The following is a 26487-nucleotide window of genomic DNA, read 5'->3' as shown; positions in this document are numbered from 1 at the left end:
CCTTAATACGCAGTCTCGGGTCACCGGCATCCCCCGGCTCTCCCTGACGGAGGGTGGGCTTACTTCAGGTTTGCGGACAGCAGTTCCTGGACGGCACCAATGACCTGAGCCTGGTCCGTGCTGCCGGCCGGCGGAACGTAGAGCATGACACCTTCGCCGTATTTGACGTCGATTCCTGCTTCAGTGTTCGCCTTGCCCGTCAGCTTCTCGTAGATCGTGCCCTCCAGATTGATGGAGTCACCGGCCTCGCGCGGAATGCTGGTGTAGGTGCTGTCCATGTAGCCAAAGACAATGGCACCTCCGTCCGGGGTTCGCAGGGCACGGGTATCGCTCGGGTTGGCGGTGTGCTTGAACGCAATTTTGGCGAACTTGTTGTCCGGGCTGGCCAGGACATCGGCCTGGAACTTGGTGACTGCCTCTGTAAAGGTGTTGGCGGAGAACGTGTCCTTGTTGGAGCCCTCGGGGTTGGTCAGGGCGTCCGCCAGGCAATCGACAGCGGTCTTCGGGGCCGCGGCCAGGCCGTCGGAGGACTCGGCCGGCGCGGGACTGACGCCCGTGTTGGCCGCCGGGCGGGCGGGGAACGTGGTTCCGGGCAGCATCTTGATAGCCGAAACCAGCTTGTAGTTTTCACGGGCGGATTCCTGCACCATCAGGAGTGCCTGCGGAACCTCGTTGTCCGTTCCCTGGGTGACGGCAACAATGCTGCGCGGGAACTCGGTCCCGCCCATGATCAGGTCGGTCTTCAGGGGATCAGCAACCACCGGTTCCGGCGCCGCGTTCTCCGGCACCTTTGCCGCGGTGGCGTAGTTGGCCTCCCGCAGGGTGGCGGCGGCACCGCCGGCCCGCGTTGCCAGGAGTTTGGCGTCCTTGGCGGCATCTGCCTCGTTGACCGCGCCTGCCACCTCGGTGAGGATGCGCTCCAGCTGCGAGTCCAGAACCACGGGAGGGGTGGCCTCGCTGTTCGCCTCCGCTGTGGGGCTGGCTGTCAGCGGCAGGGCCGCGACCGCGGGCACCGCGCCCAGTGAGAGGGAAGCAACCAGGACGGCGCTGAAGGCCGTGCCGCGGCGGCGAAGGGCGGGAAGGACTGCAAAGGAGGAAACGGAACCGGAGTTTCCGGCATGCTTGCCGGCGCCTGCCTTATCGGTGGCCGGCTTGTCGGCAGCCGGATGCGACGTGGTGGTTCCGGTGGCCGGGTGGGCGGCCCCCGCCGGGGTCCTGGTCTCCGGGCCGGCGTTTGCCGGACCGTTGCCGCCGGAGGGGCGTCCGTTGCTGCCCCGCCCGGAGGTAAAGGCCAGGGCCAGGCCGAGAACGGCGACGAGCGCGCCCGCAACGATCAGCGGGATGGCGAACGGGGTGGACGCATCATTGGCGTAGGTGACGGAGACATCCGCAGGAGCGGCGCCGGTGCCGTCAGTGGCCAGCAGGATCTGCCAGTCCCCTTCCGCTGGAGCTTCCCAGGTGAAGGTGGTTTCACCGTCGATGTCCTGTTCCGAGACCCACAGGTCGGAACCGGCGGGGTTGGGCACTGTCGCAGTCCCGTCCGCAATCTCCGAGGTCAGGGAGTCGCCGTCGGCTCCAATCCGCAGCGCGGAGGCATCCCCCACCCAGGCATCGACGTCGTCGGCCCGGCCCACGGCCATCAGGAAGGTGCCGTCCCCGGCAACAGTCAGGTCCACGCCCCCGGAATGTTCGGTGAGGACGTCCGAGCCGATGACGGTCAGAGGTGCTTCGCGGTCTTGGGACGGTGCTGCGGCGGTGAGGGTGGTGGGAGGAGCCCAGATGGTGCGCTGGCCGATGCCGACGAGCATCAGGAGCACGCCGATCACAATCAGCGGAACTGCAATTTTGTTTCGCACAACTTACCTATCTTCAGTCTCGGTGCAATCGCCTCACCTGCGGGCAGGCGGAACGGGACGTGGCCTCATGGCTGTCGGGGCGGTAACCGGTTTATAACCCAATGGTAACGAAATACATGTTGGGGGCACATTCGGGGCCCCGTGTCGGACGGCGGCCCCCTCCCGTCATGGCTCCTGCTGATAATGTGACGCTTCGTACGGCGGGCGTTCGCCAGAGCTAGGAGACTTGGAAAATTATGGCCGAGAACCAGGACCAGCCGGCTGAGCAGCCTCCTTCCGGGCCGCAGCAGGCAGGGGAACCGGCTCCGCCGGAACGCCCGGGAAGGCGGTTCCTGACCGGAGCTTCGGAGCGGATCCGGCACGCGGTGCCCCGCGGTGTTCCCGGACCCCTCCCCCGGCCCCGGTTTGAGATCCCGCCCGAAGCCGCCGCTGCAGCCGATGAAGCCCCCGGGAAAGCCGGAACCCGGGCCGGCGGCGTGGACCGCGCGGGCACCGATGATCAGCCCCGCGGCATGAACGGCCATCCGATTCACTTTGGCTTCATGTTTTCGGTGGGCGTGGGAATTGCCCTGCTGGGATATTTCATCCTCACCAACGTCGGTGAACTGCTGGTGTGGATTGGCGCAGCACTGTTCATTGCCCTGGGCCTGGACCCGGTGGTCCGGTGGCTGGGGGCACGGCACATACCCCGGCCTGCCGGAATTGCCATCACCGTCTTGGGCCTGGCCGCCATCGTTATTGGTTTCTTCGCAACCCTGATCCCCACCATCGTCCGGCAAACCTCGGAAATCGTCACCAATGCGCCGGGGTACGTGGACAAGTTCCTGGAATCCGATTTCTTCGTCAGCATTGAAGACCAGTTCCATGTGCGCGAGAGAATCGAAGACGAGGTCAACAAATTCTTCACCAATGCCGACGCCCTCGGCGGAGTTTTCGGCGGAGTGCTCTCCGTGGGCACCGTCATTGCCAACGGACTTTTCGGTGCGCTGATCATCCTGGTGCTGACTCTCTATTTCCTCTCATCCCTGCCCTCCATGAAGAAATGGGCTTATCGGCTGGCACCGCGCAGCCGGCGGCGCCGGGTGGAGGTATTGTCAGAAGAAATCACCAGCAGCGTGGGCAATTATGTCATCGGCCAGGGGCTGGTGGCCCTGCTGGACGCCACGTACGCCTTTATCGTCATGTCCATCACGGGAGTGCCGTTCTCGGTCCTGCTGGCGTTTGTGGTCGCCCTGCTGGCCTTCATTCCGCTGGTGGGACCGCCCATCGCACTGGTCCTGGTTTCCCTGGTGGCGCTTACCGTCAGCTGGCAGACGGCCGTGGTGTTTGCCCTGTTCTATGTGGCCTACCTGCAGTTCGAGGCTTACTTTGTATCCCCGCGCATCATGCAGCGCGCCGTGGCGGTACCCGGCGCCGTAGCCGTCATCGCAGTTATCGCAGGCGGAACGCTGCTGGGCGTCCTCGGTGCCCTGATTGCCATTCCCACCGCGGCCGCGGTGCTGCTGCTGCTCAAGGAAGTGTTTATTTCGCGCCAGGACCGGCTCTAGCGGCGCCGGCCGCCGGTTCGCCGCGTCCGCCAGCACCGCTCGTGCCAGTGCCGGCGGTCTGCGACGGCGGTTTCACGGCCCAGGAGCGAATCCTCCTGCCACACCACCAGGTGCGGGATTCCCGGGGGGATGATCATGCCGCATCCGGGGCATTTGTACTCTTTTGCCGCATTGCGTGCCGTGATTTGCCGCACTGACCATTCACCGTCAGGCGCACTTTCACGCTGCGGAATGCCGGCGCGGGTCCGCTCCAGGTCCAGCTCCACGGCAGGCACTGCCCACTTGCTGCGGGCACTCCGGCCCAGATTGGCGTTGGCTGCGCCCGGCGGGCGGCGGGGTCGGTTGGAACGGGGCATATAGATCATTTTGCCCGAGCAGAGCCGGTAAAGTGCAACTGTGCGTTTAGTAATAGCCCGCTGCTCTGTTGACTACATCGGCCGCCTCCGTGCCCATCTTCCGCTCGCCGTCCGTCTGCTGATGGTAAAAGCCGACGGTTCCGTCCTGATCCATTCCGACGGCGGCTCCTACAAACCCCTGAACTGGATGAGCCCTCCGGCCACCCTGCGCATCACCGCGCCCGGCGAGGACGACGCCGAAACGGGCGTGATCGAAACCTGGAACGTTCAGAGCGCCAAGACCGACGACAAACTGGTCATCAGCATCTATGAACGGTTCTCCGAGACCAACCATGACCTGGGTGTTGACCCCGGCCTGATCAAGGACGGAGTGGAGGCTGACCTGCAGCGGCTCCTTGCCGAGCAGATCACCAAGCTGGGGGCGGGCTACACCCTGATCCGCCGGGAATACATGACGGCGATCGGACCCGTGGACATTCTTGCCCGTGACGCCTCCGGGGCCACCGTGGCCGTGGAGCTCAAGCGCCGGGGAGATATTGACGGCGTGGAGCAGCTGACACGGTATCTGGAACTGCTCAACCGCGATCCGCTCCTCGCCCCCGTTAAGGGCGTGTTTGCCGCGCAGCAGATCAAGCCGCAGGCGCGGGTGCTGGCAAATGACCGCGGCATCGAATGCCTGACATTGGATTACGACGCCATGCGCGGCGTGGACGATTCGGAGTCCCGCCTCTTTTAGGCTGTTTTAGCTCACCGGCGGAATCCTCGCCCGTGATCGGAACACCTGAAACGGCCCCGAAGAATACTCGACGAAATACTGGGAAATTTTTCGGACCAATTCGTTGACCAGCCATTACGGGTGTGTAATCCTATAACCAGTCTTTGTGTAGGTGTTATTCATGCTCGCAAGACCGTTGCGAGCGTGAAGCTCCTCAAGGAACTGCTGAATGGCAAGGAACTTGAGCCTTCCCGTTTCAGTAACAATAGGCCGCCGCGGGGTGTGGCGGCCGGTAGTTCCACTTATGAGGAGAAACAAAATGGCACAGGGTACCGTCAAATGGTTCAACGCTGAAAAGGGCTTCGGCTTCATCACTCCCGATGATTCAGACGGAGACGTCTTTGTTCACTACTCTGAAATTCAGACCGGTGGCTTCAAGACGCTTGATGAGAACCAGCGCGTTGAGTTCGAAATCGGCCAGGGCGCCAAGGGCCCCCAGGCCACCGGCGTCACCGCCCTCTAAGCTTCGCCACAAACTCAGCATTACCTGTCCGGGGGTTCCCGGATAAACAAAGGAAGTCCCCGGCATCTGCCGGGGACTTCCTTTGTTTATGCGGTCCGGGGGAAGTTTGTGCGGTCCGGGGGTGTCCAACGGGCCAGGGGAACGGGTCAGGGGCCCGGGCTCAGGGACAGCAACGAAGGACCAGCAATCAGCTCCGCCGGCGCACGACCCGCGCCCCGAGTCCGCGCAGGTTCTCCATGAAGTTCTCATAGCCGCGGTCAATATGGTCCACCCCGCGGACCTCCGTGGTGCCCTCCGCCGCAAGCCCGGCAATCACCAGTGCAGCTCCTGCACGGATGTCGTTGGCTTCCACCGGTGCACCGGACAGCCGGGGAACGCCCTGGATCAGGGCGTGGTGGCCGTCGAGCCGAATCACTGCCCCCAGCCGGGCCAGCTCCGAAGTGAATCCCCAGCGCGCTTCAAAGACGTTTTCGGTTACCATCCCGGATCCGGTGGACACTGCGTTCATAGCCACGACAAAGGGCTGCAGGTCGGTGGGAAAGCCCGGGTAGGGCAGCGTCGACACATTGATGGGCTCCGGGCGGTCATTGCCCTTGACCGTGAAGCTGTCCTCCCCCACCGTGACGGTGCAGCCGGCCTGGGAGAGCTTGTCCAGGACAACGCTCAAGGCGGAGGCATCGGCGTTGCGGACTTCGATGCAGCCGCCGGTAATGGCAGCGGCAAACGCCCAGGTTCCCGCGACGATCCGGTCAGGCACTACCCGGTGGACCACCGGGTTCAACCGCTCCACCCCCTCGATCACCAGGGTGTTGGTGCCTATGCCGGAGATCCGTGCACCCATCTCGTTGAGCATCTCGGCAATGTCGGTGATTTCCGGTTCGCGCGCGGCGTTGTCAATCACGGTGGTGCCGGCGGCCAGGGTTGCGGCCATCATCAGGTTTTCGGTGGCACCGACGGAGGGGAAGTCCAGCAGATGGCGGGCGCCGATCAGCCCTTCCGGAACGGACGCCACCAAATAGCCGTGGTCAATGGTGATGGTGGTTCCCATCAGCTCAAGCCCGGCGCGGTGCATGTCCAAACCGCGGGAACCGATGGCGTCGCCGCCCGGGAGCGCCACCTCGGCCTGCCGGCAGCGCGCCACAAGCGGGCCCAGCACGGAGATGGAGGCACGCATGGCCCGCACCAGGTCATAGTCCGCCTGGTGTCCGGGCAGCTCGGGAACGTCGATCGAGACAGAGCCCGCGTCGACGTCGTAATCAACGGTGCAGCCCAGCCGGCGCAGCAGCTCGGCCATGATCCAGACATCCTGGATGTTGGGCACGTTGGTGATGGTGGAGCGTCCTTGGGCAAGCAGTGTTGCCGCCATGAGTTTCAGGACGCTGTTTTTGGCTCCGGGGACACTGACTGCTCCGTTGAGCGAGGCCGGGCCGGTAACAACAATGACGTCTTCCATGCCTCAATACTAAGGTGGCCGACGGCTGGTCCCGGACTCAGCGCCAGGTGCCGATGCCGATGACCGGGCCGGCTTCCAGCCATGAGGAGAGGCCGGTGTAGACCTCGTACTTCATTGCCAGGAGGAACTCGCTGTCCTCGTGACACAGGGTGACGATAATGGCGCCGGGCTGGATCCGGGCACGCTCAGCTTCGGTCGGCTCCCTCCAGCTCCCGATTTCCAGGGAACTGCGGAGGAAGCTGTGGGGCGGACGCGGGCTGAGCGAGATGAGCCTCAGCCACTCCAGACGGGTGTCCGTATAACGACAAACCCCCATCTGCCAACCGCGGGGCGGAAGGCAAATGGAGGCGTCAAATGTACCCAGGGTGCGCCGCAGCTGGCTGCGGCGCACTCCGAACAGAACTACTGCCAGTACCAGCAGGAACAGGAGCCCTGCCAGCGCAATGAACACATAGGAGCTGCTCATTGGGAAGGGTCAGCGAGTCCCAGCGTTGGCTGCGTCGTTCAACTGAGCGTTGTCAGCGACAATTACCACGCGGTTGCTGTCAACGGAGAAGAATCCGCCGTCAACAGTGACCGTGAAGCGTGCACCGGAGACCGGCTCGATGGCCATTTCGCCTGCAGCCAGGATGGCCAGCAGCGGAGCGTGGCCGGGAAGGATCCCGACGCTGCCCTCGCTGGTGCGTGCATTGACCGTCGTTGCCGCGCCGGACCACACAAAGTGGTCCGCTGCGACAATCTCAACTTCGAGTTCAGCAGTGTTCGCCATGGGGCTTACTTCCCGGTCTGCTCTTGGATCTTCGCCCAGTTGGCCATGACATCGTCCATGCTGCCAACGTTGAAGAAGGCCTGCTCGGCAATGTGGTCAACGTCGCCGTCGCAGATGGCCTTGAAGCCTTCAACGGTTTCCTTGATGGTGACCGTGGAGCCCTCGACGCCGGTGAACTGCTTGGCGGTGTAGGTGTTCTGAGACAGGAACTGCTGGATGCGGCGGGCACGTGCCACAACGATCTTGTCCTCTTCGCCCAGCTCGTCAATACCGAGGATGGCGATGATGTCCTGCAGTTCCTTGTTCTTCTGAAGGATCTGCTTGACGCGGACAGCCGTGTCGTAGTGCTCCTGGCCCACGTACTGCGGGTCGAGGATGCGCGACGTGGAGGTCAGCGGATCCACGGCCGGGTACAGGCCGCGCGAGGCGATTTCACGGGAAAGTTCCGTGGTGGCGTCCAGGTGCGCGAACGTGGTGGCCGGGGCCGGGTCGGTGTAGTCATCAGCAGGCACGTAAATGGCCTGCATTGACGTAATCGAGTGACCCTTGGTGGACGTGATGCGTTCCTGGAGGAGACCCATCTCATCGGCAAGGTTCGGCTGGTAACCCACAGCGGACGGCATGCGGCCCAGAAGCGTTGAAACTTCCGAACCTGCCTGCGTGAAGCGGAAGATGTTGTCAATGAACAGCAGCACGTCCTGGTTCTGCACATCGCGGAAGTACTCCGCCATGGTCAGCCCGGACAGGGCCACGCGCAGACGCGTTCCCGGCGGCTCATCCATCTGGCCGAATACAAGGGCGGTGTCCTTCAGGACGCCTGCCTCTTCCATTTCAACCCAGAGGTCATTTCCTTCACGGGTACGCTCGCCAACACCGGCGAATACCGAAGTACCACCGAAGTTACGGGCAACACGGGTGATCATTTCCTGGATCAGCACGGTCTTGCCGACGCCGGCGCCGCCGAACAGGCCGATCTTTCCACCCTTGATGTACGGGGTCAGAAGGTCGATGACCTTGATGCCGGTTTCCAGCATCTCGGTGGAGCCTTCGAGGTCCGCAAAGTTAGGGGCCTTGCGGTGGATGGGCCAGCGCTCGGTGATCTCAAGCTGCTCTTCGGTAACGTCCAGGGGCTTGCCCAGGACGTTGAAGATGTGGCCCTTGACGCCGTCGCCCACGGGGACAGAAATCGGAGCGCCGGTATCCTTGACGGCTGCGCCGCGGACCAGGCCGTCGGTGGCCTGCATGGAAATGGCGCGCACGAGGTTGTCACCGAGGTGCTGGGACGTTTCGAACGTAATGGTGCGGGTTTCACCGTTGAGCGTCAGCTCGGTGGTCAGCGCGTTGTAGATGGTAGGGATTGCGTCAGCCGGGAATTCGACGTCGACAACCGGGCCGATGACACGGGCGATACGGCCGGTGGCACCCGAGGCTACGGAATCAGATCCGTGCTCGACAGTTTGGGCAGTCATCTCTCTCACTTCACTCAGTTAGATGGCGTGTGGACTAAAGTTTGCTTCTTGGTGGAACGGGTCCTGTTGAGAGCCGGGCTAGGACGCGCTGAGCGCGTCGGCACCGGCCACAATCTCGGACAGTTCCTGGGTGATCTCGGCCTGACGGGCGTTATTGCGAAGTCGCGTGTACTTCTTAATAAGGTCAGTGGCGTTGTCCCCTGCGGACTTCATTGCACGCTGGCGGGCGGCGAGCTCGGAAGCGGCTGCCTGAAGCATGGCTGCGAAGATGCGCGACTCGATGTAGCGCGGCAGCAGTGCGTCAAGAACCATTTCGGGTTCGGGCTCGTACTCGTACAGGGGAAGCAGCTCAGTCTCAGACTGCGCTTCTTCCTCGACTACCTCCAGCGGAAGCAGACGGATGACCGTGGGTTCCTGGACAACCATCGACTTGAACCGCGTGTAGACAATGTGGATTTCATCCACGCCGCCGTCTTCGTAGTCTGTGTTGAAGTCATCAAGAAGAGCGCGGCCGATTTCTCGGGCGGTTTCGAAGTCCGGTGCATCGGTGTTTCCGGTCCAGACACGCGCAGTTTCGCGGCTCCGGAAATCGTAGTACGCCTGCGCCTTACGTCCCACCAGGTAGGTCTTGACCTCTTTGCCCTCTTCACGGAGCAATTCGGCCAAGGATTCGCTTTGCTTAAGCACACTGGCGGAGTACGAACCAGCAAGACCGCGGTCGGATGTCATAACAACCATGGCTGCCCGACGGATTTGCTCCGGCTCGGTAGTCAGCGGGTGGTCGATTTCCGACTGGGACGCCACAGCAGAAACGGCACGGGTGATCGCATTGGAATACGGCAATGACGCAGCCACACGGGTGCGTGCCTTTCCAATGCGAGAGGCAGCAATCAGCTCCATCGCCTTGAAGATCTTCTGCATCGACGTCGTCGAGGCGATCTTCTGACGGTAGACCCGAATTTGGGCTCCCATACTTTTCCTTTCAGTTCCTAGCGTTCTACTAGGGGCTAAGGCATAGGCCTAGAGTTCCGTGCCCGGATCAAAAACCCGGGCACGGAACGCAAAGCTGCTAGCGCTTCTGCTTGACGATCTTTTCCTGGTCAACAGCGTCTTCGCCCAAGGCGGAGTGCTCTTCATTGCCGGCGGCAACCATGTGGTTGTCACCTTCTCCGAAGAAGCCCTGCTTGAACGCAACAACGCGGGACTTGAGTTCATCCACAGTGGAGTCCTCAAGCTTGCCCGTCTGGGCCAGGGTGGTCAGGACGGACGTGGAGTGCTTCAGGTGGTCGATGAACTCGCCTTCAAAGCGGAGCACATCTTCCACGGGAACATCGTCCAGGTAGCCGTTGGTGCCGGCCCAAATCGAGACAACCTGCTCTTCAACGGGGTACGGAGCGTACTGACCCTGCTTGAGGAGTTCCATCAGACGCGCACCGCGGGTGAGCTGCTGACGGGTGGCTGCGTCCAGGTCCGAAGCAAACATGGAGAATGCCTGCATGTCGCGGTACTGGGCCAGTTCCAGCTTCAACGTACCGGAGACCTTCTTCATGGCCTTCTGCTGTGCAGCACCACCGACGCGCGAGACGGAAATACCGACGTCGACGGCGGGGCGCTGGTTGGCGTTGAAGAGGTCCGACTGCAGGAAGATCTGACCGTCGGTGATGGAGATGACGTTGGTCGGGATGTACGCCGAGACGTCGTTTGCCTTGGTTTCGATGATGGGCAGGCCCGTCATCGAACCGGCACCGAGCTCGTCGGACAGCTTGGCGCAACGCTCCAGCAGGCGGGAGTGCAAGTAGAACACGTCGCCCGGGTATGCCTCGCGTCCCGGCGGGCGCCGGAGCAGCAGTGAGACGGCGCGGTAGGCTTCGGCCTGCTTGGACAGGTCATCAAAGATGATCAGAACGTGCTTGCCGCCGTACATCCAGTGCTGGCCAATGGCCGAACCGGCGTACGGTGCCAGGTACTTGAAGCCTGCGGGGTCCGAAGCAGGGGAAGCAACAATGGTGGTGTACGCCATTGCGCCCTTGTCTTCGAGGGTGCGCTTGATCTCGGCGACCGTGGATGCCTTCTGGCCGATGGCTACATAAATGCAGCGCACCTGCTTCTCAACATCGCCGGACTCCCAGTTGGCCTTCTGGTTCAGAATGGCGTCAACGGCAATGGCGGTCTTACCCGTCTTGCGGTCGCCAATGATCAGCTGGCGCTGGCCGCGGCCGATCGGAATCATGGCGTCGATTGCCTTGAGTCCGGTCTGAAGCGGTTCGTGAACCGACTTGCGCTGGGTAACGCCGGGTGCCTGGAGTTCCAGTGCACGGCGTGCCTCGGCCTGGATCGGGCCCAGGTCATCCATGGGCTCGCCCAGCGGGTCAACAACGCGGCCCAGGAAGGCGTCGCCTACGGGTACGGACAGGACTTCACCGGTGCGGTGAACTTCCTGGCCTTCTTCGATCCCGGCGAAATCGCCGAGTACAACAACACCGATTTCACGGGTGTCGAGGTTCTGGGCGAGGCCCAGCGTGCCGTCCTCAAACCGAAGCAGCTCATTTGCCATGACGGAGGGCAGGCCCTCCACACGGGCAATGCCGTCGCTGGCAGTTGTTACGCGGCCAACTTCAACGCGCTCTGCGTTTCCGGGTTCGTAGGACGCCGCGAATTCGTTCAACGCATTACGGACGTCGTCGGCGTTGATGGTCAAATCGGCCATCTGCAGTCCCTGCTCTCCTATGTTGTGATCATCGCTTGTTGCCGATGACCGTGATTGGTTCTCAATTGTTTCTCTGGCCGTTTCCGGCCACGAAGGTGACTAGACAGCGAGCTTTCGGCGAAGTTCAGTCAGTCGCGTCACAACGGTGGAATCAACTACTTCATCCCCCACCGTGACACGGATGCCGCCCAAAAGGGCCGGGTCCACGTTGACATTGATCTTCAGCTCACGGCCGTACAGTCCGTTGAGGGAGGACTGCAGACGCTTCTGCTGTTCCAGCGTCAGCGGACGGCTTGACTGCACTTCTGCAATCCACCGCTGCTGCCGGGCCGCTACCAGTTCCATGAAGCGTTTGACCAGTGCCGAGGGCCGCAGTCCGCGCGGGGCGGTTACTGCCTGCTTGATCAGCACCTTTGCTTCGGCTCCCACACCCGGCACCAGCTTCAGTGCCAGTTCCGAGCGGGCCCGGGCGGACGCCTGCGGTTCCTGCAGGGCGCGCTGCACCTCATGATTGGCTGCAACCACCTGGTTGAACCGGAACAAATCGTTCTCCAGCTCTTCCAGTCCGGCCAGGCCGGGACCCTTGTTTTCCGCAACAGCGGAAACCACTGTTGCGCCCAGGGTTTCCAGGGCATCGCCGAGGTCACGCGGGGTCCGCCACCGGGACTCCACCAGAGAAGCAACAAACTGTTCGGCGTCGGTTGAAACCTTGCCGTGAACCAGCTTGGAGACCAGGGCCGCCTTGGCAGAGGCTTCACGAGCCGGATCCGTCAGGGCACGCAGCAGTCCAGCATCGCTGTCCAGCAGGCCCAGAATTCCAAAGAGTTCTTCGGCCAGGGACAGGGTTGCGCCGGGAAGCAGGGCTTCCAGCTTCACCTGAGCCGCAGCCAGTGACTCGCTCGATATACCTGCCATTACTGAACCGCACCTGCGTTCTGGTTTTCCAGATCGTCAAGGAAGCGGTCAACCACACGGCCGGCACGCGCATCGTCAGCGAGGGACTCGCCAACAATCTTGCTAGCCAGTTCAGTGGCGAGGGTTCCCACTTCGCTGCGGAGGGAAACGACAGCTGCCTGGCGCTCCGCCTCAATGGCGATGTGGGACTGTTCCATGATGCGGGCGGATTCGGCGCCGGCCTTGGCCTTCAGGTCTGCAAGGATCTGGGCGCCTTCGGCGCGTGCTTCCTCACGGATCCGGTTGGCTTCGGTGCGTGCGTCGATCAGCTGCTGCTTGTATTCATCCAAGGCCGCGCTGGCTTCAGCCTGTGCGGCTTCGGCCTTCTTAAGTCCGCCTTCGATGGCCTCGGTGCGCTCTGCGTACGTCTTCTCGAACATCGGGACGACGAACTTGACCACGATGAACATCAGCACAGCGAAGCCAAGCAGTGTTACGAGGATCTCCCAGATGTTTGGGACCAGCGGATTCGCGCCTTCTTCAGCGGCGAGGATTAGTGCCTCGTTCATTTACCATCCGTCCTATCTACTTGGTTAGGAAAATTCGCGCTGAAGTTACAGAACGAACGCGAAAACCAGACCAAGGATAGCCAGTGCTTCAGTCAGTGCAAGGCCAAGGAAGGCGATGGGCTGGAGGACGCGCTGGGCTTCCGGCTGGCGGGCAACACCGTTGATGTACGCAGCGAAGACCAGACCCACGCCGATGGCGCCGCCGATGGCCGACAGGCCGTAACCGACGAGGTTGATGTTGCCGTTGATTTCACCAATCATTTGGCTTGTTCCTTTCAAGATGCCCGAAAGGGCAGGTTGTGTGGTTCAGGGGAGGTTCCCCGGAAGGGGAGGTTTAGTGTTCCTCGGCCAGGGAGCCTTGGATGTAGATCGCGGTCAGCAGGGTGAAGACATAGGCCTGCAGGACCTGGATCAAAACTTCGAAGAGGAACATAGCGACGCCGCCGGCGAGGGTGAGGATACCCAGCGGCTTCAGCAGTCCCTCTGCATGCACCAGCAGGAACGAGGTTCCGGCACCCGCCAGCATGATAATGAGGTGGCCCGACAGCATGGTCGCGAAGAGTCGCAGGCTGTGCGTGATGGGACGGACCAGGAAGGTGGAGATGATTTCAATCAGGACCACGAGCGGCAGAATGGCCATCGGCACGCCGGACGGCACAGTCGCGAACTTGAAGTAGGCCAAGCCGTGCTTCTTGATGCCCAGAATGATCCAGGTGAAGTACACAATGCCGGCCAGGGCGTAGGCCACACCCACATGTGAGGTGGTGGGCAGCTGCGCCAGCGGGATGGTGCCCCACAGGTTGTTGATCAGAATGAAGAAGAACAGGCTGAACAGCAGCGGAGTGAAGGCTTTGAAGTCCTTCTCACCGATGATGTCCCGGCCGATCGAGTTCCGGACGAAGTTGTATCCGAATTCACCAAGGAACTGGAACCGTCCGGGGACCAGCTGCCCCTTGCGGGCTGCGGCTACGAAAAACCACCCGATGATGATGATGGAGATGAGGATAAGCAGCATTTGCTTACCAAATCCTTCACCGCTCGGGGCGCCCCAGGGAAGGATCTCAGGGAGGTGCATGTCTTCGAGGGTGGGTGGAACGAATCCCTCGTCATTGGAGGCGGGAAGCGCAAGCGCGATCAACGCGTTTCCTCTCTGCTGTGTCCATCGTTGGGCATGTCATTGGCGGGCACGCATGAGGTGCGCCCGTTATTTCGGTTTTGTGAAGTCAATTCGATTTATCCGTATCCGACTGTTTTCCGCCCCTGGTGGGTCGGTCTGCACCCGAGGTGCGCCGGTGCGCGGCGGCCACATAGTAGCCACTGATCGCACCCATGACGATACCGGCCGGTAAAATCCAGCGAGTTCCCAGGAAACTATCCAGCCCCCACCCTATCAAACCCAGGGCGATGATTCCCGCAAGGACATACTGCATCACTGCGCGCCGGAAACTGATGGGAGCCTCGAAGGCTGGGGGCACCGTTGAAGGCTGTTGCTTAGGCATGTTTGACTCCTTCGCCGGCCGGTTCGGGATCGTCGGCAAAGATCAGGTAACGGGTTCGGGAAAAGGCGCGAATCTCTGCGGCCTGCCAGAGAACCACAACACCCAGGGCCGTCAGCGCAAACCATTCACGGTTCAGCCACGGCGGCACGCCGAGCATCAAAAGAATGACAGCGAAGCCAACCATTTTGATGGCGTAGGTGACTACGAACATGCCAATGGCGCCTGATGGATTCTTCCGCCCGACAAAATGCCCCACCAGGAGGCTGATCCCAAAGAAAGCAACGATCAGGAACCAGCCAAGAAGGGCACTGGCCGCTGCTTCAAGATCCACAATCACTGCGGCGGCAGCAGCAGCGCAGAGGGCACCGATACCGGTCATGACAAGGGCGGCCCTGAGAATTCCCAGCCAGGGGGCCTTCGTTGGCCCGGAGGGATTCAGGATCCCACCGAAGCGGGAGCCGTCTGCGGATCTCATGGTGTGGGCAGTCTTCCTTGCCTGAAGTGTGGTGATAGGCCGCGGGTGACGTCGGCTCCTGAAATTCTACAGCACATAGAAGTGCCTCCTGTCCGGACGCGTCTCACGGCTTCACACCTCCGCGGTGCGGCGTCCGAAAACCCTGGGCGAGAACAGGTAAAACACCACGACGGCCACGGCGAGCAGCGTCACAGCGACCTTCAGCACATCGTCTCCACCCGCCACTGCGAACCCCGCTGCTCCGGTGAGGAGGGTGCAGCCTGTCACCACTGAGGCGGACTGAAGATGGCTCAGGCCGGCGTCGGTGAGGCGCTGATAAACATGCTGGCGGTGCGCCGCGTACCAGCGCTCTCCCCTGCTCATGCGCCGCAGGAGGGTCGAGAAGGTGTCGGCGAGGTAGATGACAATCGGGAACAGCAGGTACTCCACGTTGACGCCGGCCAGGAAGGCTGCCACCGCGATGCCGGAAATCGATGCCCCCAGGAGGTAGCTGCCGACGTCGCCCATGAACACCGATCCCCGGCCCAGGTTCCATGGAAGGAAAGCGGCGAAAGCCGCCGCGGTGACCGCACCGGCCACCGTCATCCACAGCTGGTCCCCCAGGACTCCGGCCACAGAGTACAGGACGCCCACCGTGATGCCGTGCAGCCCGGAGATTCCGTTCACGCCGTCCATGAAGTTGGCAACGTTGATGTAGGCGGCGATGGCCAGCGCACCCACCGGAATCCACCAGTAGCTCTGCCCCATGGTCCACACCAGCGCGGCGGTGCCGGCAATTCCCAGCAGCAGCTGCAGGCCTGCGCGGACCCGGACGGACAATCCGCGGAAATCCTCTATCCACCCCAGCAGCGACGCCAGGGCAATGACAGCCATCAGGATCAGCACTATGGAGCGGTCCACCGCCACCAGGCCGGTAATGAGGGACAGTCCCAGCCCCAGCAGAACGCCGACGGCGATCGTGACGCCCACGCCGCGGATGATCACCTTGGAGTGGGAAGAACGCTCATTGGGGATATCCAGGACACCGAGACGACGCAGGAAGGGGACGAACAGAAACGGCAGCAGCAGGCTGGCGAGGAACGCCGCACCGGTGCACAGGGCCAGCAGCATCAGCCGGTCCGCCGTTCAGCCGTTCCGCCGTTGAAGCGGTGCAGGCCGGCACGGTCCCGGGCGGCTGAGTCGCCGATGCCGGTGACCGGAGGCAGTGCCTCGCCGTGGGTATTCACACCGCATTTGAGCAGCCAGTCTTCGAACTTCAGGTCCGAGGGGTCCAGCTCGTCCACCGCGGTGTGGGAAATCTTCGGGTGCAGCGGCCGGGAGTCATCCTCGCCGGTCCCCACCAGAATCTCATGCATCTTTTCGCCCTGGCGCAGGCCGGTGAAGACGATTTCGATGTCCTTGCCCGACATGGCAATCATGCGCTTGGCCACGTCCAGGATTTTCACCGGCTCGCCCATGTCCAGGATCAGGACTTCGCCGCCGCGGCCGATGGCGCCGGCCTGAATGACCAGCTGGCAAGCCTCAGGGATGGTCATGAAGAAGCGGGTGACCTCGGGGTCGGTCACGGTCAGGGGTCCGCCCTGGCGGATCTGTTCCGTGAACAGCGGCAGCATGGAGCCGCGGCTGCCAATCACGTTGCCGAACCGCACGGAGACGTAGCGGTCCTTGGTGCTGCCGGCCATCCATGCGGTGAGCTTTTCCGCCACACGCTTGGAGTGCCCCAGCACCGTGGTGGGGTTTGCGGCCTTGTCCGTGGAGATGTTCACGAAGTACCGGACCTTGGCCTTCTTGGCTGCACGCAGGACATTCGCTGTGCCCAGGACGTTCGTCTTCCAGGCCTCCTGCGGATACTGCTCCAGCAGGGAGACGTGCTTGAGAGCGGCTGCATGGAAAACGACGTCGGGACGCCGCTCGGAGAAGATCTGGTCCAGTGCCTCGGGGTCCCGGATATCGGCCAGGACGGTGTCCTTGCCGTTGAGCAGGCCGTGGCCGGTAATGGAGAGCTGGGTGAGCTGCAGGCCGGTTTCATCCCGGTCCACCATGATCAGTTCAGCGGGGTCAAAAGCGGTGATCTGGCGGCACAGTTCCGAGCCGATGGAACCGCCGGCACCGGTTACCAGGACCTTGCGTCCGGTGAGGTAGCCGGCCACTTCCTCCACATGGATGTCCACGGGACGGCGGCCGATGAGGTCTTCGACGGCGACCTCGCGGAAATCGGTCAGTCCGGCCCCGGCGCCCTTGCTGAGCATGTCCTTCAGCGGCGGCAGCACCAGCACCCGCAGGTTCAGCCCCTCGGCGGTGTCGGTGACCTGCCGCACCTGGCGGGCTTCGACGTCGGCGATGGCAATGATCAGCGTGGTGGCGCGGGTTCGCTGCACAATCTCCCGCAAATCCTCCAGGCGGCCCAGCACCGGAACGGTGGACAGCCGGAGATGCTTCTTGGCCGGGTCATCATCGATCAGGCCAACGGGGTAATAAGGGGAATCGGGATCCTTCATCATGCGGGTGACCAGCGAACTGCCCAGGAAACCGGCTCCGTACACGAGGGCGCGCTGGGCTTCGTCGCCCGGCCGAACCTTGCCCTCCACATACATGCGCTTCAGGTAGCGGATGGCAGCCATGAACAGGCAGGCAAACGGGAAGGCGATCATGCCGGTGGAGCGGGGAATGTCGATGGTCAGGCCGAAGAGTGCGCTGACCAGGACCAGGATGACGGCCACAACCAGGGTGACCATGGCCAGCAGCCGCATCTCATGGAAGCTGCCGAAGCTGTACCTCCCGCGGTACAGGGCGAAGGAGTATCCAACCACCAACTGCACCAGCACGGCCACACCGCAGAAGACTGCGAGGCCGCCGAAATTGATCTGGTCCACCGTCAGTTCGTAGCGCAGAACCAGTGCCAGGACCACTGCCACAATCCAGGCCAGAGAGTCCAGGATGTACTGTGACCACAGCCACAATGCAGGTTTTTCCTCGCGGAAGGACCCGCTTTCGTCCGTGCTTGTCTGCCTCATAATCCTCAACGGGTAGTTCCCCGGTTCTCTTCTCGGTGGTTGCAACACAGTTCGGAAGAATCCGGTGTAATAGACTGGAATCTCATCTGCATTCTAACTGCACACCCTTCTCCGTTCGGCTTGTGCCGCGCATCCGGGTTGCCTCGAAAGGACCATTTTGCCGGACTCCGTGGCCGTAGCAGCAGTAACTTTCGACCGCCCAGACGACGTCTCCACACTGTTGGACTCCCTAGCTGCGCAGAGCGCCAACATTACGTCAGTATCCTTGGTGGACTCAGGGAAGACTCCGGTTCAGGATATCGCTGAAGCCTCACCGGCGCCGGTCACCTACATCCGTTCCCACACCAACCTCGGCGGTGCCGGCGGTTTTTCGCTGGCTATCCTGTCCGCCATGGCCTCGGGTGCCGACTGGATCTGGATCATGGATGACGACGCGCATCCCGAGGATCCCAACTGCCTGTCCGCCCTGCTGGAAGCCGCGCAGGAACACCGGATGGACGTGGTCCTTCCCCTGGTGGTGGCCCCGGGGCAGCCGGACACCCTTTCCTTCCATTTCCGGCTCGACGGCAAGCTCACGCACAGCCGTGCCGAAGTTGAAAAGCTGGGCTTCATTCCGGACGTTGGACACTTCTTCAACGGCGCGCTGATCCGCGCCGATGTCTTCTTTCGGGTTGGCCTGCCGGACCTGCGCCTGTTCATCCGCGGAGATGAGACGGATTTCATGATCCGCCTGCGGCGCGCCGGGATCCGTTTTGGAACAGTCACCTCCGTGGCGCTGACCCATCCCGCGGCATGGGCGGAGGTGCAGCAGGTGGCCGGTGACCGGCTGCACGTGCTGGTTCCCGAAAACGCCTTCAAGCAGTTCTACTTCTACCGCAACCGCGGCCACCTGACCTGGAAGTACAAGCGGCTGCGGTCCTTCGCCGCGGACGCCGTGGGCTATCCCGTGCACTTCGCCAGGACCCGCGACCCGCGCGGTTTCGCCGCCTGGCTGCGGGCCTATGCCGCGGGTATGCGCGGACGCCGCTTCGGACCGCCGTCGGACTTCGGGTTCTGACATGTCCGCCGCCCAGGGTTCCGCTGAAGCTGCCGAGCTGACGCTTGTCATCACCACGTTCAACCGTTCCGGCTACCTGCGCGGCCTGCTGGATTCCGTGGCCGCGCTTGAGTCCGGACCGGTGCGGATCATCGTGGTGGACAACGCCAGCACCGATGACACGCAGGAGGTCCTCGCCGCCGCTGCCAAGCAGCTGAGCGTTCCCCTTGTGAACCTGCGCCTGCCCGTCAATGCCGGCGGCGCCGGGGGCTTCGCGGCGGGCGTGGAACGCGCCCTCGCCGAAGGCGCGTCCTGGCTGTGGCTGATGGACGACGACGTCGCCATCCTTCCCGGCGCGGTGGTCGCGCTGCGCAAATGGACCGGCATGTATGAGTGCATCCATGGGCGGCGCATGGACGGGGCGGGGCGGCCGTTCTTCTGGCAGCACCGCTTCCTGCCCTTCCTGGGGATCCACGTGCCCGTCCGCGGGAACGTCTTCCGGGACTCGCCGGTGTTTGCCACCAATGTGGGCTGCTTCGAGGGGATGCTGATTTCCGCTGGCCTGGTCCGTCAGATCGGCCTTCCGGACCAGCGCTACTTCATCAACGGCGACGACGAAATCTATGGTTGGCTGGCCTCCCGCCTGACGGACGTGGTGTACGTCAATGATTTTGTGCTGCAGAAGGTCCGCCCGCAGAAACAGATTGATCTGGGCATCAGGCACCTGAATGACTCCAGCGACCTGAGCCGCTTCTATTCCATGCGCAACCGCGGTCACACCGCCCAGTATCTGCGGGTGCACGGGCAGTTCAGCCGTCCCGGATTTGCCCTGGGCACTTTGCTGACCGCTGCCAAGGAACTCCTGCGGCTGCTCGCCGTCGAACACAGGCTCACCGGCGTGGCCAGCCTGTGGCGCGGTTGGCGCGAAAGCCGCGCCATCCTGCACGATGGATCATGGCAGCCCATGCCGCCGCTTGTTCCAGCTCCGCCCACATGATCGGAAAGCACCAGGTTTGACGCAGCACCCTTCCCCGCAGGAATCCGAAGCCCAGCAGTCCCACGAGTCCGACCGGCGGGAACGCCCCGGCCAGCCTGAGCAGTTTGACCGCCCCGCGCAGTCCCCGAACCGCCGGCAGCCGCTGTGGGTTGTCCTCGGCTCCTCCGGTTTCATTGGCAGCGCTGTGTGTGCAGAGCTGAGGAAAGCCGGAATCACGGTCCGGAACGTCCCGGCTCCCCGGCTGGAATCCGTTGCCGCTGACACAGCGGGCCTGCTGGATGAGGCCGCTGACCTGCAGGATGTGCAGGCAAGCCTGGCAACGGCCTTCGCCGGCGCCGAGGTAGTGGTCAACGCCGCCGGACTGGCTACTCCGGGAGGAGCCGACTCCCCCGCGCTGCGCGGTGCCAATTCGCTGCTTCCGGCGGTGATTGCCGACGCCGCCGACCAAGCAGGTGTCCGCCGCTTCATCCATCTCAGCAGCGCAGCCGTCCAGGGGCACCGGCCCTTCCTGGACGAAACCAGCTATGTGCAGCCCTTCTCCGCCTATTCCCGGTCCAAAGCCCTGGGCGAACGGGCCCTGGCTTCGCGGCGCACCGGATCCTGCAATACGGTGACCATCCGCGCCACCTCAGTCCAGGGCCCGCGCCGCCCCACCACGGCAAAGCTTGTACGGCTGGCTTCTTCTCCCCTTGCCACCGTCGCGGGGAGCGGTTCAGCTCCGTCACCGGTCAGCTCGGTGGACTCCCTGGTGCAGTATGTCCTCACAGTGGGGCAGCATTCCGGGACCGTTCCCGCCGTCGTGCTCCAGCCCTGGGAACAGTCGACGGTGGCCTCAGTGCTGGAAGCCGCCGGCGGCCGGACGCCGCGGCGGCTGCCGGCCTGGCTGTGCCGGAGCGCGCTGTGGAGCGGCTACAAACTGTCCTCCCTCGCGGGAGAACGGCTGCACGGCCCGCTGCGCCGCCTGGAGATGATGTGGTTTGGGCAGCGCCAGGTTCCGGGCTGGGCCGAAAAGACGGGCAACGTGCCCAAACCCCGGGTGCAGGAGGTTCTTCGCTCTGTGCACGGCCGGGAGACTGCTGCCCGCTAAGCCCTGACGCGTCGGGCGTGTCTGCACTCCCGAGTGACGCGGCGATGCCGTTTCCGCAGATCGAGTGACGCGGCGATGCCGCAATAGCCGCCGGAAAACCGCAGGAACGCGACACTCGGTTGGAGTAAGCAGCACGACGTCGTCACTCGGGCGGAGGGTATTGCCCTCCCCCCGAGATCGGCACTTCTCAGGGTGCCGGCAGCTAGGCCTCGTCCTCCGCGGGACCCTGCACTCCGGGCACCACTTCCTGCAGGCGCTCCAGGCTGATCGCGCCGAGGCGGACCATGCGAAGAGTCTCGGAGGTGGCGTCCACGATGGTCGAGGGCACTCCGGATTCGCCGTGTTCAGGCCGGTGGCCGGCTTCCAGGTAGACCTCCACTGACTCGCCCAGCTGTTCGCGGGCTTCCTCGGCGGTCTGCGCGGCGGGGTTTCCGGTGCGGTTGGCCGAGGAGACGGCCATGGGCCCGGTCAGGGCCAGCAGCTCCAGCGCTGTGCTGTCATCCGGCATGCGCAGTGCCACGGTGCCCAGGGTATCGCCCAAGTCCCAGGTGAGGGACGGCTGCGACTGGAAGATCAGGGTCAGGCCGCCGGGCCAGAAGGCCTCGGCCAGGGCGCGGGCATCCGCGGAGACATCCACCGCCAGTCCGTCCATGGTCTGCATCCGGGGAATCAGCACGGGCGGCGGCATGGACCGGCCCCGGCCCTTCGCGGCGAGCAGCGTTGCCACGGCCTGCGGAGAAAAGGCGTCGGCGCCAATCCCGTAGACGGTGTCGGTGGGCAGGACCACGCACTGCTTGGCGGCAACGGCCTGCTGCGCTTTGGCCAGGCCCTCGCTTCGGCTCTGAGGATCAGTGCAGTCGTAAGTGGTAGTCACGGGCGTCTTTCATTCCTTCGTTTCGGATGGTTCAAGTAACTTCAAATGTGGGGTGGAAGGGTGCCTCAGGCCGCCGACGACGTCCGCACCGCGGAGGTGGCCCTCGGGCGGCCGTTGAGGTCAGTATGCGAAGCAACGTCCCGCCAGCAGGGCTCCGCAGAGAGCAGTGCAGCGATCCGTTCGGCCTGGACCTCCGCGTGTTCCATGACAAAGTAGCCCTCCGGCTGCAGCAGCCGGGCGGCAGTGCGGGCAGCTGCCAGCGGCAGTTCCAGCCCGTCCTGTCCTCCCCCGTACAATGCCATGGCCGGGTCATGCTCGGCGGCTTCAGGTTCATTGGGCACGGCATCAGCGGGAACATAGGGCGGGTTGGACACCACCACGTCAAATGTTCCGTCTTCATCCGCCAGGGCCGTCCGCAGGTCTGCATGCAGGAGGCGGACTCCCAGCGGGTCCAGGTTGCGGCGTGCCCAGGCCAGAGCCAGCGGGCTCAGTTCGACGGCGGACACCTCAGCTTCCGGAACCTCGGAGGCCAGCGCCGCAGCGATCGCGCCGGAGCCGGTGCCAAGGTCCACGGCCCGGACCGGCGATTTCCCGGCGTCGAGGACGGTGCGCATCCGGTCGATGGCCAGCTGGGCCACCGTCTCGGTCTCGGGCCGCGGAACGAATACGCCCGGCCCGACCTTCAACTCAAGGTAGCGGAAGGATGCGGTGCCGGTCAGGTGCTGCAGCGGGACGCGGGCGGCGCGCTCTGCCACAAGCTCGGCGTACCCCTCAGGTACCGGAGCGTCGGTGAATGCCAGTGCCTTGACCCGGCCGCGTGACTCCCCCAGCAGATGGGCGGCCAGCAGCTCGGCGTCGACGGCCGGGCTGGGCACCCCGGCCGCGGCCAGGGTGGCAGCGGCCTCGCGCAGGGCCGCTGCCAGGGTGGTGGATTCCATCGGCAGGTTAGTTCTCGTCACCAATGGCGTCGAGGCGGGCCTGCTCATCCATTTCGATGGCTGCCTGCACCACTGCCTCCAGTTCGCCGTTCAGCACGGTGTCCAGGTTGTAGGCCTTGTAGCCGGTGCGGTGGTCCACGATCCGGTTTTCCGGGTAGTTGTAAGTGCGGATGCGCTCGGAGCGGTCCATGGTGCGGATCTGGGACTTGCGGATGTCCGAGTTCGCCGCGTCGATCTTCTCCTGCTCATGCGCCAGGATGCGGGAGCGCAGCACGCGCATGGCGGCTTCACGGTTCTGCAGCTGGGACTTCTCGTTCTGCATGGCCACCACGATGCCCGTGGGCAGGTGGGTAATGCGGACGGCGGAGTCGGTGGTGTTCACTGACTGGCCGCCGGGACCGGAGGACCGGTAGACGTCAATCTTGAGATCGTTCTGGCTGATCTCGACTTCTTCGGGCTCGTCCACTTCCGGCAGCACCAGCACGCCGGCAGCGGAGGTGTGGATGCGTCCCTGGGACTCCGTGACGGGGACGCGCTGCACACGGTGCACGCCGCCCTCGTACTTCAGGCGTGCGTAGACGCCCTCTGCAGGGTCATTCGAGTTGCCCTTGATGGCCATGGAGACGTCCTTGTAACCGCCCAGGTCTGACTCAGTGGCCGAGATAATCTCGGTGCGCCAGCCGCGGTGCTCTGCGTAGCGCGTGTACATGCGCAGCAGATCACCGGCAAACAGGGCTGCTTCATCGCCGCCTTCACCGCCCTTGACCTCGATGATGACGTCGCGGCCGTCATTGGGGTCCCGGGGAATCAGCAGGCGGCGCAGGGTCTCCTGGGCGTCATCCAGCTGTTCCTTCAGGACCGGAACCTCGGCGGCAAATTCGGGGTCCTCGGCTGCCATCTCCGAAGCGGCCGCAAGGTCATCTTCGAGGGCGTGCCACTTGTTGTAGGCGTCCACAATGCGGCTGAGTTCGGCGTAGCGCCGCCCAAGCCGCCGGGCCAGGCCCTGGTCCGCATGCACTGCGGGATCGGAAAGCCGCAGCTGCAGCTCTGCGTGCTCATCCAACAGACCCTGTATGGACTCAAACATGTTTTACGTTCCTCTTTCGACGGTGGATCCGGTCCCAAACCGGGACGGATCCGTGACAATTTCACGACGGATAGTTTTCCAACTGCCTTCAGCAGTTTATCCGTGCACAGCTTCCGGGCGTGCGCCGCGTCGGGACCTGCGCGTTAACTGCCAAGCCGCCCAGACTCCGGCACTTCCGCAAAACGCGGAGGCCGGAGTATGAGCGGCTTGGTAAGGCAGCTAGTTGTCCTTGGTGCCCAAGGTGGTCTGCTGGACCTGCATCAGGAACTCAACGTTGGACTGCGTCTCCCGGATCTTTCCGGTGAGCAGTTCAAGCGCCTGCTGCGTGTCCAGGCCGGACAGGACGCGGCGGAGCTTCCACATGATCTTGACTTCATCAGGCGAGAGCAGGTTCTCTTCGCGGCGGGTACCGGACGCGTTGACGTCCACGGCCGGGAAGATGCGCTTGTCCGCGAGGTTGCGGGACAGGCGCAGTTCCATGTTCCCGGTGCCCTTGAATTCCTCGAAGATGACCTCGTCCATCTTGGATCCGGTTTCCACCAGGGCCGTGGCCAGGATGGTCAGCGAACCGCCGTTTTCGATGTTGCGGGCAGCACCGAAGAAACGCTTGGGCGGGTACAGCGCGGACGAATCCACACCACCGGAAAGGATACGGCCCGACGCCGGAGCGGCCAGGTTGTAGGCACGGCCCAGGCGGGTCATGGAGTCCAGGAGGACGACGACGTCGTTCCCCATTTCCACGAGGCGCTTGGCCCGCTCGATGGCGAGTTCGGCAACCGTGGTGTGGTCATCGGCGGGACGGTCGAAGGTGGAGGCAATGACCTCGCCCTTCACCGTGCGCTGCATGTCCGTGACTTCTTCAGGGCGCTCGTCCACCAGGACCATCATGAGGTGGACCTCAGGATTGTTGATCGTGATGGCGTTGGCGATGGCCTGCAGGATGAGGGTCTTACCGGCCTTGGGCGGGGAGACGATCAGGCCGCGCTGGCCCTTGCCGATCGGAGCCACGAGGTCAATGACACGCGGGCCGATCACCTTGGCGGAGGTTTCCAGGCGCAGGCGCTCGGAGGGGTACAGCGGCACCAGCTTGGAGAACTCCACGCGGTCCTTGTTGTCCTCGGCAGGCTTGCCGTTGACGGAGGTCAGGCGGACCAGGGCATTGAACTTCTGGCGCTGGTTGCCGCCCTGGTTTTCACCTTCACGCGGTGCGCGGATGGCGCCGACGACGGCGTCGCCCTTGCGCAGGTTGTACTTCTTGACCTGGGCCAGGGAAACATACACGTCGTTCGGGCCCGGCAGGTAACCGGAGGTCCGGACGAAGGCGTAGTTTTCGAGGACGTCCAGGATGCCGGCTACGGGTAGCAGGACGTCATCTTCGGTGACCTCGACGTCGTCCACATCCGGGTTCTGGTTCCGGTTGCGGCGGCGCTCGTTGCGGTCCCGGAAACGATCGTTGCGGTCATTGCGGTCGCCGCGGTCGTTGCGGTCATTGCGGTTGCGGTTACGGCGGTTGCGTCCGCGCCCGTTCTCGTCATTGTCGTCACGGCTGTCGCTGCGGTTGTTATCGCGGTCGCTGCGGCTGTTGTCACGGTCCGCACGGTTGTTGTCACGGTCACCGCGGTTGTTCTCGCGCTCGGCACGGTTGTTCTCGCGCTCGGCACGGTTGTTGTCGCGGTCTCCGCGGTTGTTCTCACGCCGGTTTTCACGGGCGTTGTCGCGGTTGTTCTCACGGGAGTTGTCCCGGTTGTTCTCGCGATTGCGGTCCTCGGATGCGGAACCGTTTGCCGAAGCGCCCGTTCCGTTCTCGGAAGAGGCGGCCGGTACTGCCTCGGGGGCCTGCGTCTCCGGCTTGGAGTCCGTTCGGCTGTTGTCCGAGGTGCCGTCGCTGTCAGCGCGGCGGCTGCGTGAACGGCGGTTGCTGCGCTCGCGCTGCGGCTGCTCCTCGCGGCGGCTTTCCTCGCGCTGGGTCTCTTCACGCGGAGCCTCGGCCTGGGCCGGTTCGCTCTGCGCAGGCGCTTCTGCGGCGGGTGCAGTGACAACGCCGTCACTGGCAGCGCGGCGGTTGCGGTTGCGGGTACGGGCAGGACGCTCGGGGGCGGACTGCTCGGCGGCGGGTGCTTCGGCCGCGGCCGGAGCGGCCTTGGCGACGTCAGCCTGGGGGGCTTCGGTCTTGGCGCCGCGCACCGGGCGGTCGGCTACTGCACCGCCGCGCTGGTGGTTGGAGATGGCGGTCACGAGGTCGCCCTTACGCATGCGTGAACCGCCGGTGATGCCAAGCTGTCCGGCCAGCGCCTGCAGCTGAGCGAGCTTAAGGCCGGCCAGTCCGGAGCTTTTTGAAGTCGCTTCGCCGTTGTTTCCGGCGGTAGCTGAGTCCACACCTGTTGTCAGGTCAGTGGTGTCTGTCACGAAGGATCCTTCCCCCTCGTCGGGCGGTCCGGCGCAATGCCGGCCGCGGATGATTGGCCCTGGTTCCCCTATGGTCAGACATGGGGGTCAGGGTTCGCCGGTCCGGCATGTGCCGGGCAACGGCGAATCTGCTTGGGTGCCTCTTGGAAAGAAATCCACAGGAGTTTGGTCAGCTTCGCTGCCGAACTTGCGGCATTCAAGGGAACTGACCTTTTC

25 protein-coding genes and 1 pseudogene are annotated in these 26487 nt (G+C 63.6%); 6 read left to right on the top strand and 20 right to left on the bottom strand.

From position 1 onward, the window contains the following. Nucleotides 1–59 precede the first annotated feature (59 nt). Entirely contained in the window at nucleotides 60–1856 is a 1797-nt protein-coding gene (locus tag ACIQXM_RS12095) for a hypothetical protein (RefSeq protein WP_400931734.1), read from the bottom strand. A 236-nt stretch (nucleotides 1857–2092) separates the two neighbouring features. On the opposite strand from ACIQXM_RS12095, the gene ACIQXM_RS12090 reads away from it, so the two are divergent. After that, on the top strand, nucleotides 2093–3403 hold the full coding sequence (locus ACIQXM_RS12090) for an AI-2E family transporter (protein ID WP_400931733.1): 1311 nt from the start codon (nucleotides 2093–2095) through the stop codon (nucleotides 3401–3403). Here the strand turns inward: ACIQXM_RS12090 and ACIQXM_RS12085 are convergent. Beyond that, nucleotides 3400–3759 carry a hypothetical protein gene (locus ACIQXM_RS12085; protein ID WP_400931731.1) on the bottom strand — a complete coding sequence of 120 codons (360 nt, stop codon included), beginning with the start codon at nucleotides 3757–3759 and terminating at the stop codon, nucleotides 3400–3402. The two genes, ACIQXM_RS12090 and ACIQXM_RS12085, sit on opposite strands and share 4 nt — an antisense overlap. 40 nt (nucleotides 3760–3799) lie before the next feature. Here ACIQXM_RS12085 and nucS point away from each other — a divergent pair, with 40 nt between their 5' ends. Continuing rightward, nucleotides 3800–4495, top strand: coding sequence for an endonuclease NucS (gene nucS / locus ACIQXM_RS12080; RefSeq protein WP_400931729.1), 696 nt, complete (start codon nucleotides 3800–3802; stop codon nucleotides 4493–4495). 298 nt (nucleotides 4496–4793) lie between these two features. Next, complete coding sequence (locus ACIQXM_RS12075) at nucleotides 4794–4997, top strand: cold-shock protein (protein WP_104101230.1); 204 nt, start codon at nucleotides 4794–4796, stop codon at nucleotides 4995–4997. A gap of 187 nt (nucleotides 4998–5184) precedes the next feature. Here the strand turns inward: ACIQXM_RS12075 and murA are convergent, their stop codons facing one another. The 14 genes from murA to ACIQXM_RS12005 all read right to left on the bottom strand — a co-directional run bounded on the left by murA (nucleotide 5185) and on the right by ACIQXM_RS12005 (nucleotide 17846). Continuing rightward, on the bottom strand, nucleotides 5185–6450 hold the full coding sequence (gene murA / locus ACIQXM_RS12070; protein WP_400931726.1) for a UDP-N-acetylglucosamine 1-carboxyvinyltransferase: 1266 nt from the start codon (nucleotides 6448–6450) through the stop codon (nucleotides 5185–5187). 37 nt (nucleotides 6451–6487) lie between these two features. Continuing rightward, nucleotides 6488–6916, bottom strand: coding sequence for a DUF2550 domain-containing protein (locus tag ACIQXM_RS12065; protein WP_400931724.1), 429 nt, complete (start codon nucleotides 6914–6916; stop codon nucleotides 6488–6490). Between the two features lie 9 nt (nucleotides 6917–6925). After that, entirely contained in the window at nucleotides 6926–7219 is a 294-nt protein-coding gene (locus ACIQXM_RS12060) for a F0F1 ATP synthase subunit epsilon (protein ID WP_400931722.1), read from the bottom strand. A gap of 5 nt (nucleotides 7220–7224) precedes the next feature. Next, the gene (gene atpD, locus ACIQXM_RS12055; RefSeq protein WP_400931720.1) at nucleotides 7225–8688 is read right to left on the bottom strand and encodes a F0F1 ATP synthase subunit beta; all 1464 of its coding nucleotides are present in this window, start codon (nucleotides 8686–8688) and stop codon (nucleotides 7225–7227) included. Nucleotides 8689–8766: 78 nt separating this feature from the next. Beyond that, nucleotides 8767–9660 carry a F0F1 ATP synthase subunit gamma gene (locus tag ACIQXM_RS12050; RefSeq protein ID WP_400931718.1) on the bottom strand — a complete coding sequence of 298 codons (894 nt, stop codon included), beginning with the start codon at nucleotides 9658–9660 and terminating at the stop codon, nucleotides 8767–8769. Nucleotides 9661–9757: 97 nt separating this feature from the next. After that, nucleotides 9758–11395, bottom strand: a complete 1638-nt coding sequence (gene atpA / locus ACIQXM_RS12045) for a F0F1 ATP synthase subunit alpha (protein ID WP_400931716.1) — start codon at nucleotides 11393–11395, stop codon at nucleotides 9758–9760. Between the two features lie 99 nt (nucleotides 11396–11494). Next, nucleotides 11495–12310 carry a F0F1 ATP synthase subunit delta gene (locus ACIQXM_RS12040; RefSeq protein WP_400931714.1) on the bottom strand — a complete coding sequence of 272 codons (816 nt, stop codon included), beginning with the start codon at nucleotides 12308–12310 and terminating at the stop codon, nucleotides 11495–11497. Then, nucleotides 12310–12858: a F0F1 ATP synthase subunit B gene (locus tag ACIQXM_RS12035; protein WP_400931712.1), complete on the bottom strand. Its 549-nt coding sequence runs from the start codon at nucleotides 12856–12858 to the stop codon at nucleotides 12310–12312. Before ACIQXM_RS12035 ends, ACIQXM_RS12040 begins: the two co-directional genes overlap by 1 nt. 45 nt (nucleotides 12859–12903) lie before the next feature. Beyond that, nucleotides 12904–13119 carry an ATP synthase F0 subunit C gene (gene atpE / locus ACIQXM_RS12030; protein ID WP_191807777.1) on the bottom strand — a complete coding sequence of 72 codons (216 nt, stop codon included), beginning with the start codon at nucleotides 13117–13119 and terminating at the stop codon, nucleotides 12904–12906. A 73-nt stretch (nucleotides 13120–13192) separates the two neighbouring features. Further along, complete coding sequence (gene atpB, locus ACIQXM_RS12025) at nucleotides 13193–13996, bottom strand: F0F1 ATP synthase subunit A (protein ID WP_400931711.1); 804 nt, start codon at nucleotides 13994–13996, stop codon at nucleotides 13193–13195. Between the two features lie 85 nt (nucleotides 13997–14081). Then, nucleotides 14082–14357 carry a hypothetical protein gene (locus ACIQXM_RS12020; RefSeq protein ID WP_400931709.1) on the bottom strand — a complete coding sequence of 92 codons (276 nt, stop codon included), beginning with the start codon at nucleotides 14355–14357 and terminating at the stop codon, nucleotides 14082–14084. Continuing rightward, nucleotides 14350–14832, bottom strand: a complete 483-nt coding sequence (locus ACIQXM_RS12015; RefSeq protein WP_400931707.1) for a hypothetical protein — start codon at nucleotides 14830–14832, stop codon at nucleotides 14350–14352. Before ACIQXM_RS12015 ends, ACIQXM_RS12020 begins: the two co-directional genes overlap by 8 nt. Before the next feature lie 111 nt (nucleotides 14833–14943). Further along, complete coding sequence (locus ACIQXM_RS12010) at nucleotides 14944–15942, bottom strand: glycosyltransferase family 4 protein (RefSeq protein WP_400931705.1); 999 nt, start codon at nucleotides 15940–15942, stop codon at nucleotides 14944–14946. After that, the gene (locus ACIQXM_RS12005; RefSeq protein ID WP_400931703.1) at nucleotides 15942–17846 is read right to left on the bottom strand and encodes a polysaccharide biosynthesis protein; all 1905 of its coding nucleotides are present in this window, start codon (nucleotides 17844–17846) and stop codon (nucleotides 15942–15944) included. Before ACIQXM_RS12005 ends, ACIQXM_RS12010 begins: the two co-directional genes overlap by 1 nt. Nucleotides 17847–18003: 157 nt before the next feature. Between ACIQXM_RS12005 and ACIQXM_RS12000 the strand changes: the two genes are divergently transcribed. The 3 genes from ACIQXM_RS12000 to ACIQXM_RS11990 are packed head-to-tail and all read left to right on the top strand — an operon-like array spanning nucleotide 18004 to nucleotide 20966. Further along, on the top strand, nucleotides 18004–18903 hold the full coding sequence (locus ACIQXM_RS12000) for a glycosyltransferase (protein WP_400931702.1): 900 nt from the start codon (nucleotides 18004–18006) through the stop codon (nucleotides 18901–18903). Nucleotide 18904: 1 nt separating this feature from the next. Then, nucleotides 18905–19879, top strand: coding sequence for a glycosyltransferase (locus ACIQXM_RS11995; RefSeq protein ID WP_400931700.1), 975 nt, complete (start codon nucleotides 18905–18907; stop codon nucleotides 19877–19879). A gap of 16 nt (nucleotides 19880–19895) precedes the next feature. Beyond that, entirely contained in the window at nucleotides 19896–20966 is a 1071-nt protein-coding gene (locus ACIQXM_RS11990) for an NAD-dependent epimerase/dehydratase family protein (RefSeq protein WP_400931698.1), read from the top strand. Nucleotides 20967–21180: 214 nt separating this feature from the next. Here ACIQXM_RS11990 and ACIQXM_RS11985 read toward each other — a convergent pair. From ACIQXM_RS11985 to rho, 4 genes and pseudogenes are all read right to left on the bottom strand, one after another. Further along, nucleotides 21181–21840, bottom strand: a pseudogene (locus ACIQXM_RS11985) (L-threonylcarbamoyladenylate synthase); the annotation flags it as partial. Nucleotides 21841–21905: 65 nt separating this feature from the next. Continuing rightward, a complete protein-coding gene (gene prmC, locus ACIQXM_RS11980; RefSeq protein WP_400931696.1) occupies nucleotides 21906–22778 on the bottom strand; it encodes a peptide chain release factor N(5)-glutamine methyltransferase in 873 nt (290 codons plus the stop codon). 7 nt (nucleotides 22779–22785) lie between these two features. After that, nucleotides 22786–23865, bottom strand: coding sequence for a peptide chain release factor 1 (gene prfA / locus ACIQXM_RS11975; RefSeq protein WP_400931694.1), 1080 nt, complete (start codon nucleotides 23863–23865; stop codon nucleotides 22786–22788). Nucleotides 23866–24084: 219 nt separating this feature from the next. Next, a complete protein-coding gene (gene rho, locus ACIQXM_RS11970; RefSeq protein WP_400931692.1) occupies nucleotides 24085–26271 on the bottom strand; it encodes a transcription termination factor Rho in 2187 nt (728 codons plus the stop codon). Between the last annotated feature and the right edge of the window lie 216 nt (nucleotides 26272–26487).

The sequence above is a fragment of the Arthrobacter sp. NPDC097144 genome, from assembly GCF_044762205.1.
Lineage (GTDB): Bacteria > Actinomycetota > Actinomycetes > Actinomycetales > Micrococcaceae > Arthrobacter_B.
Note: the sequence above shows the minus strand (reverse complement) of the source record. Positions and strands in the feature narration are given on the sequence as shown.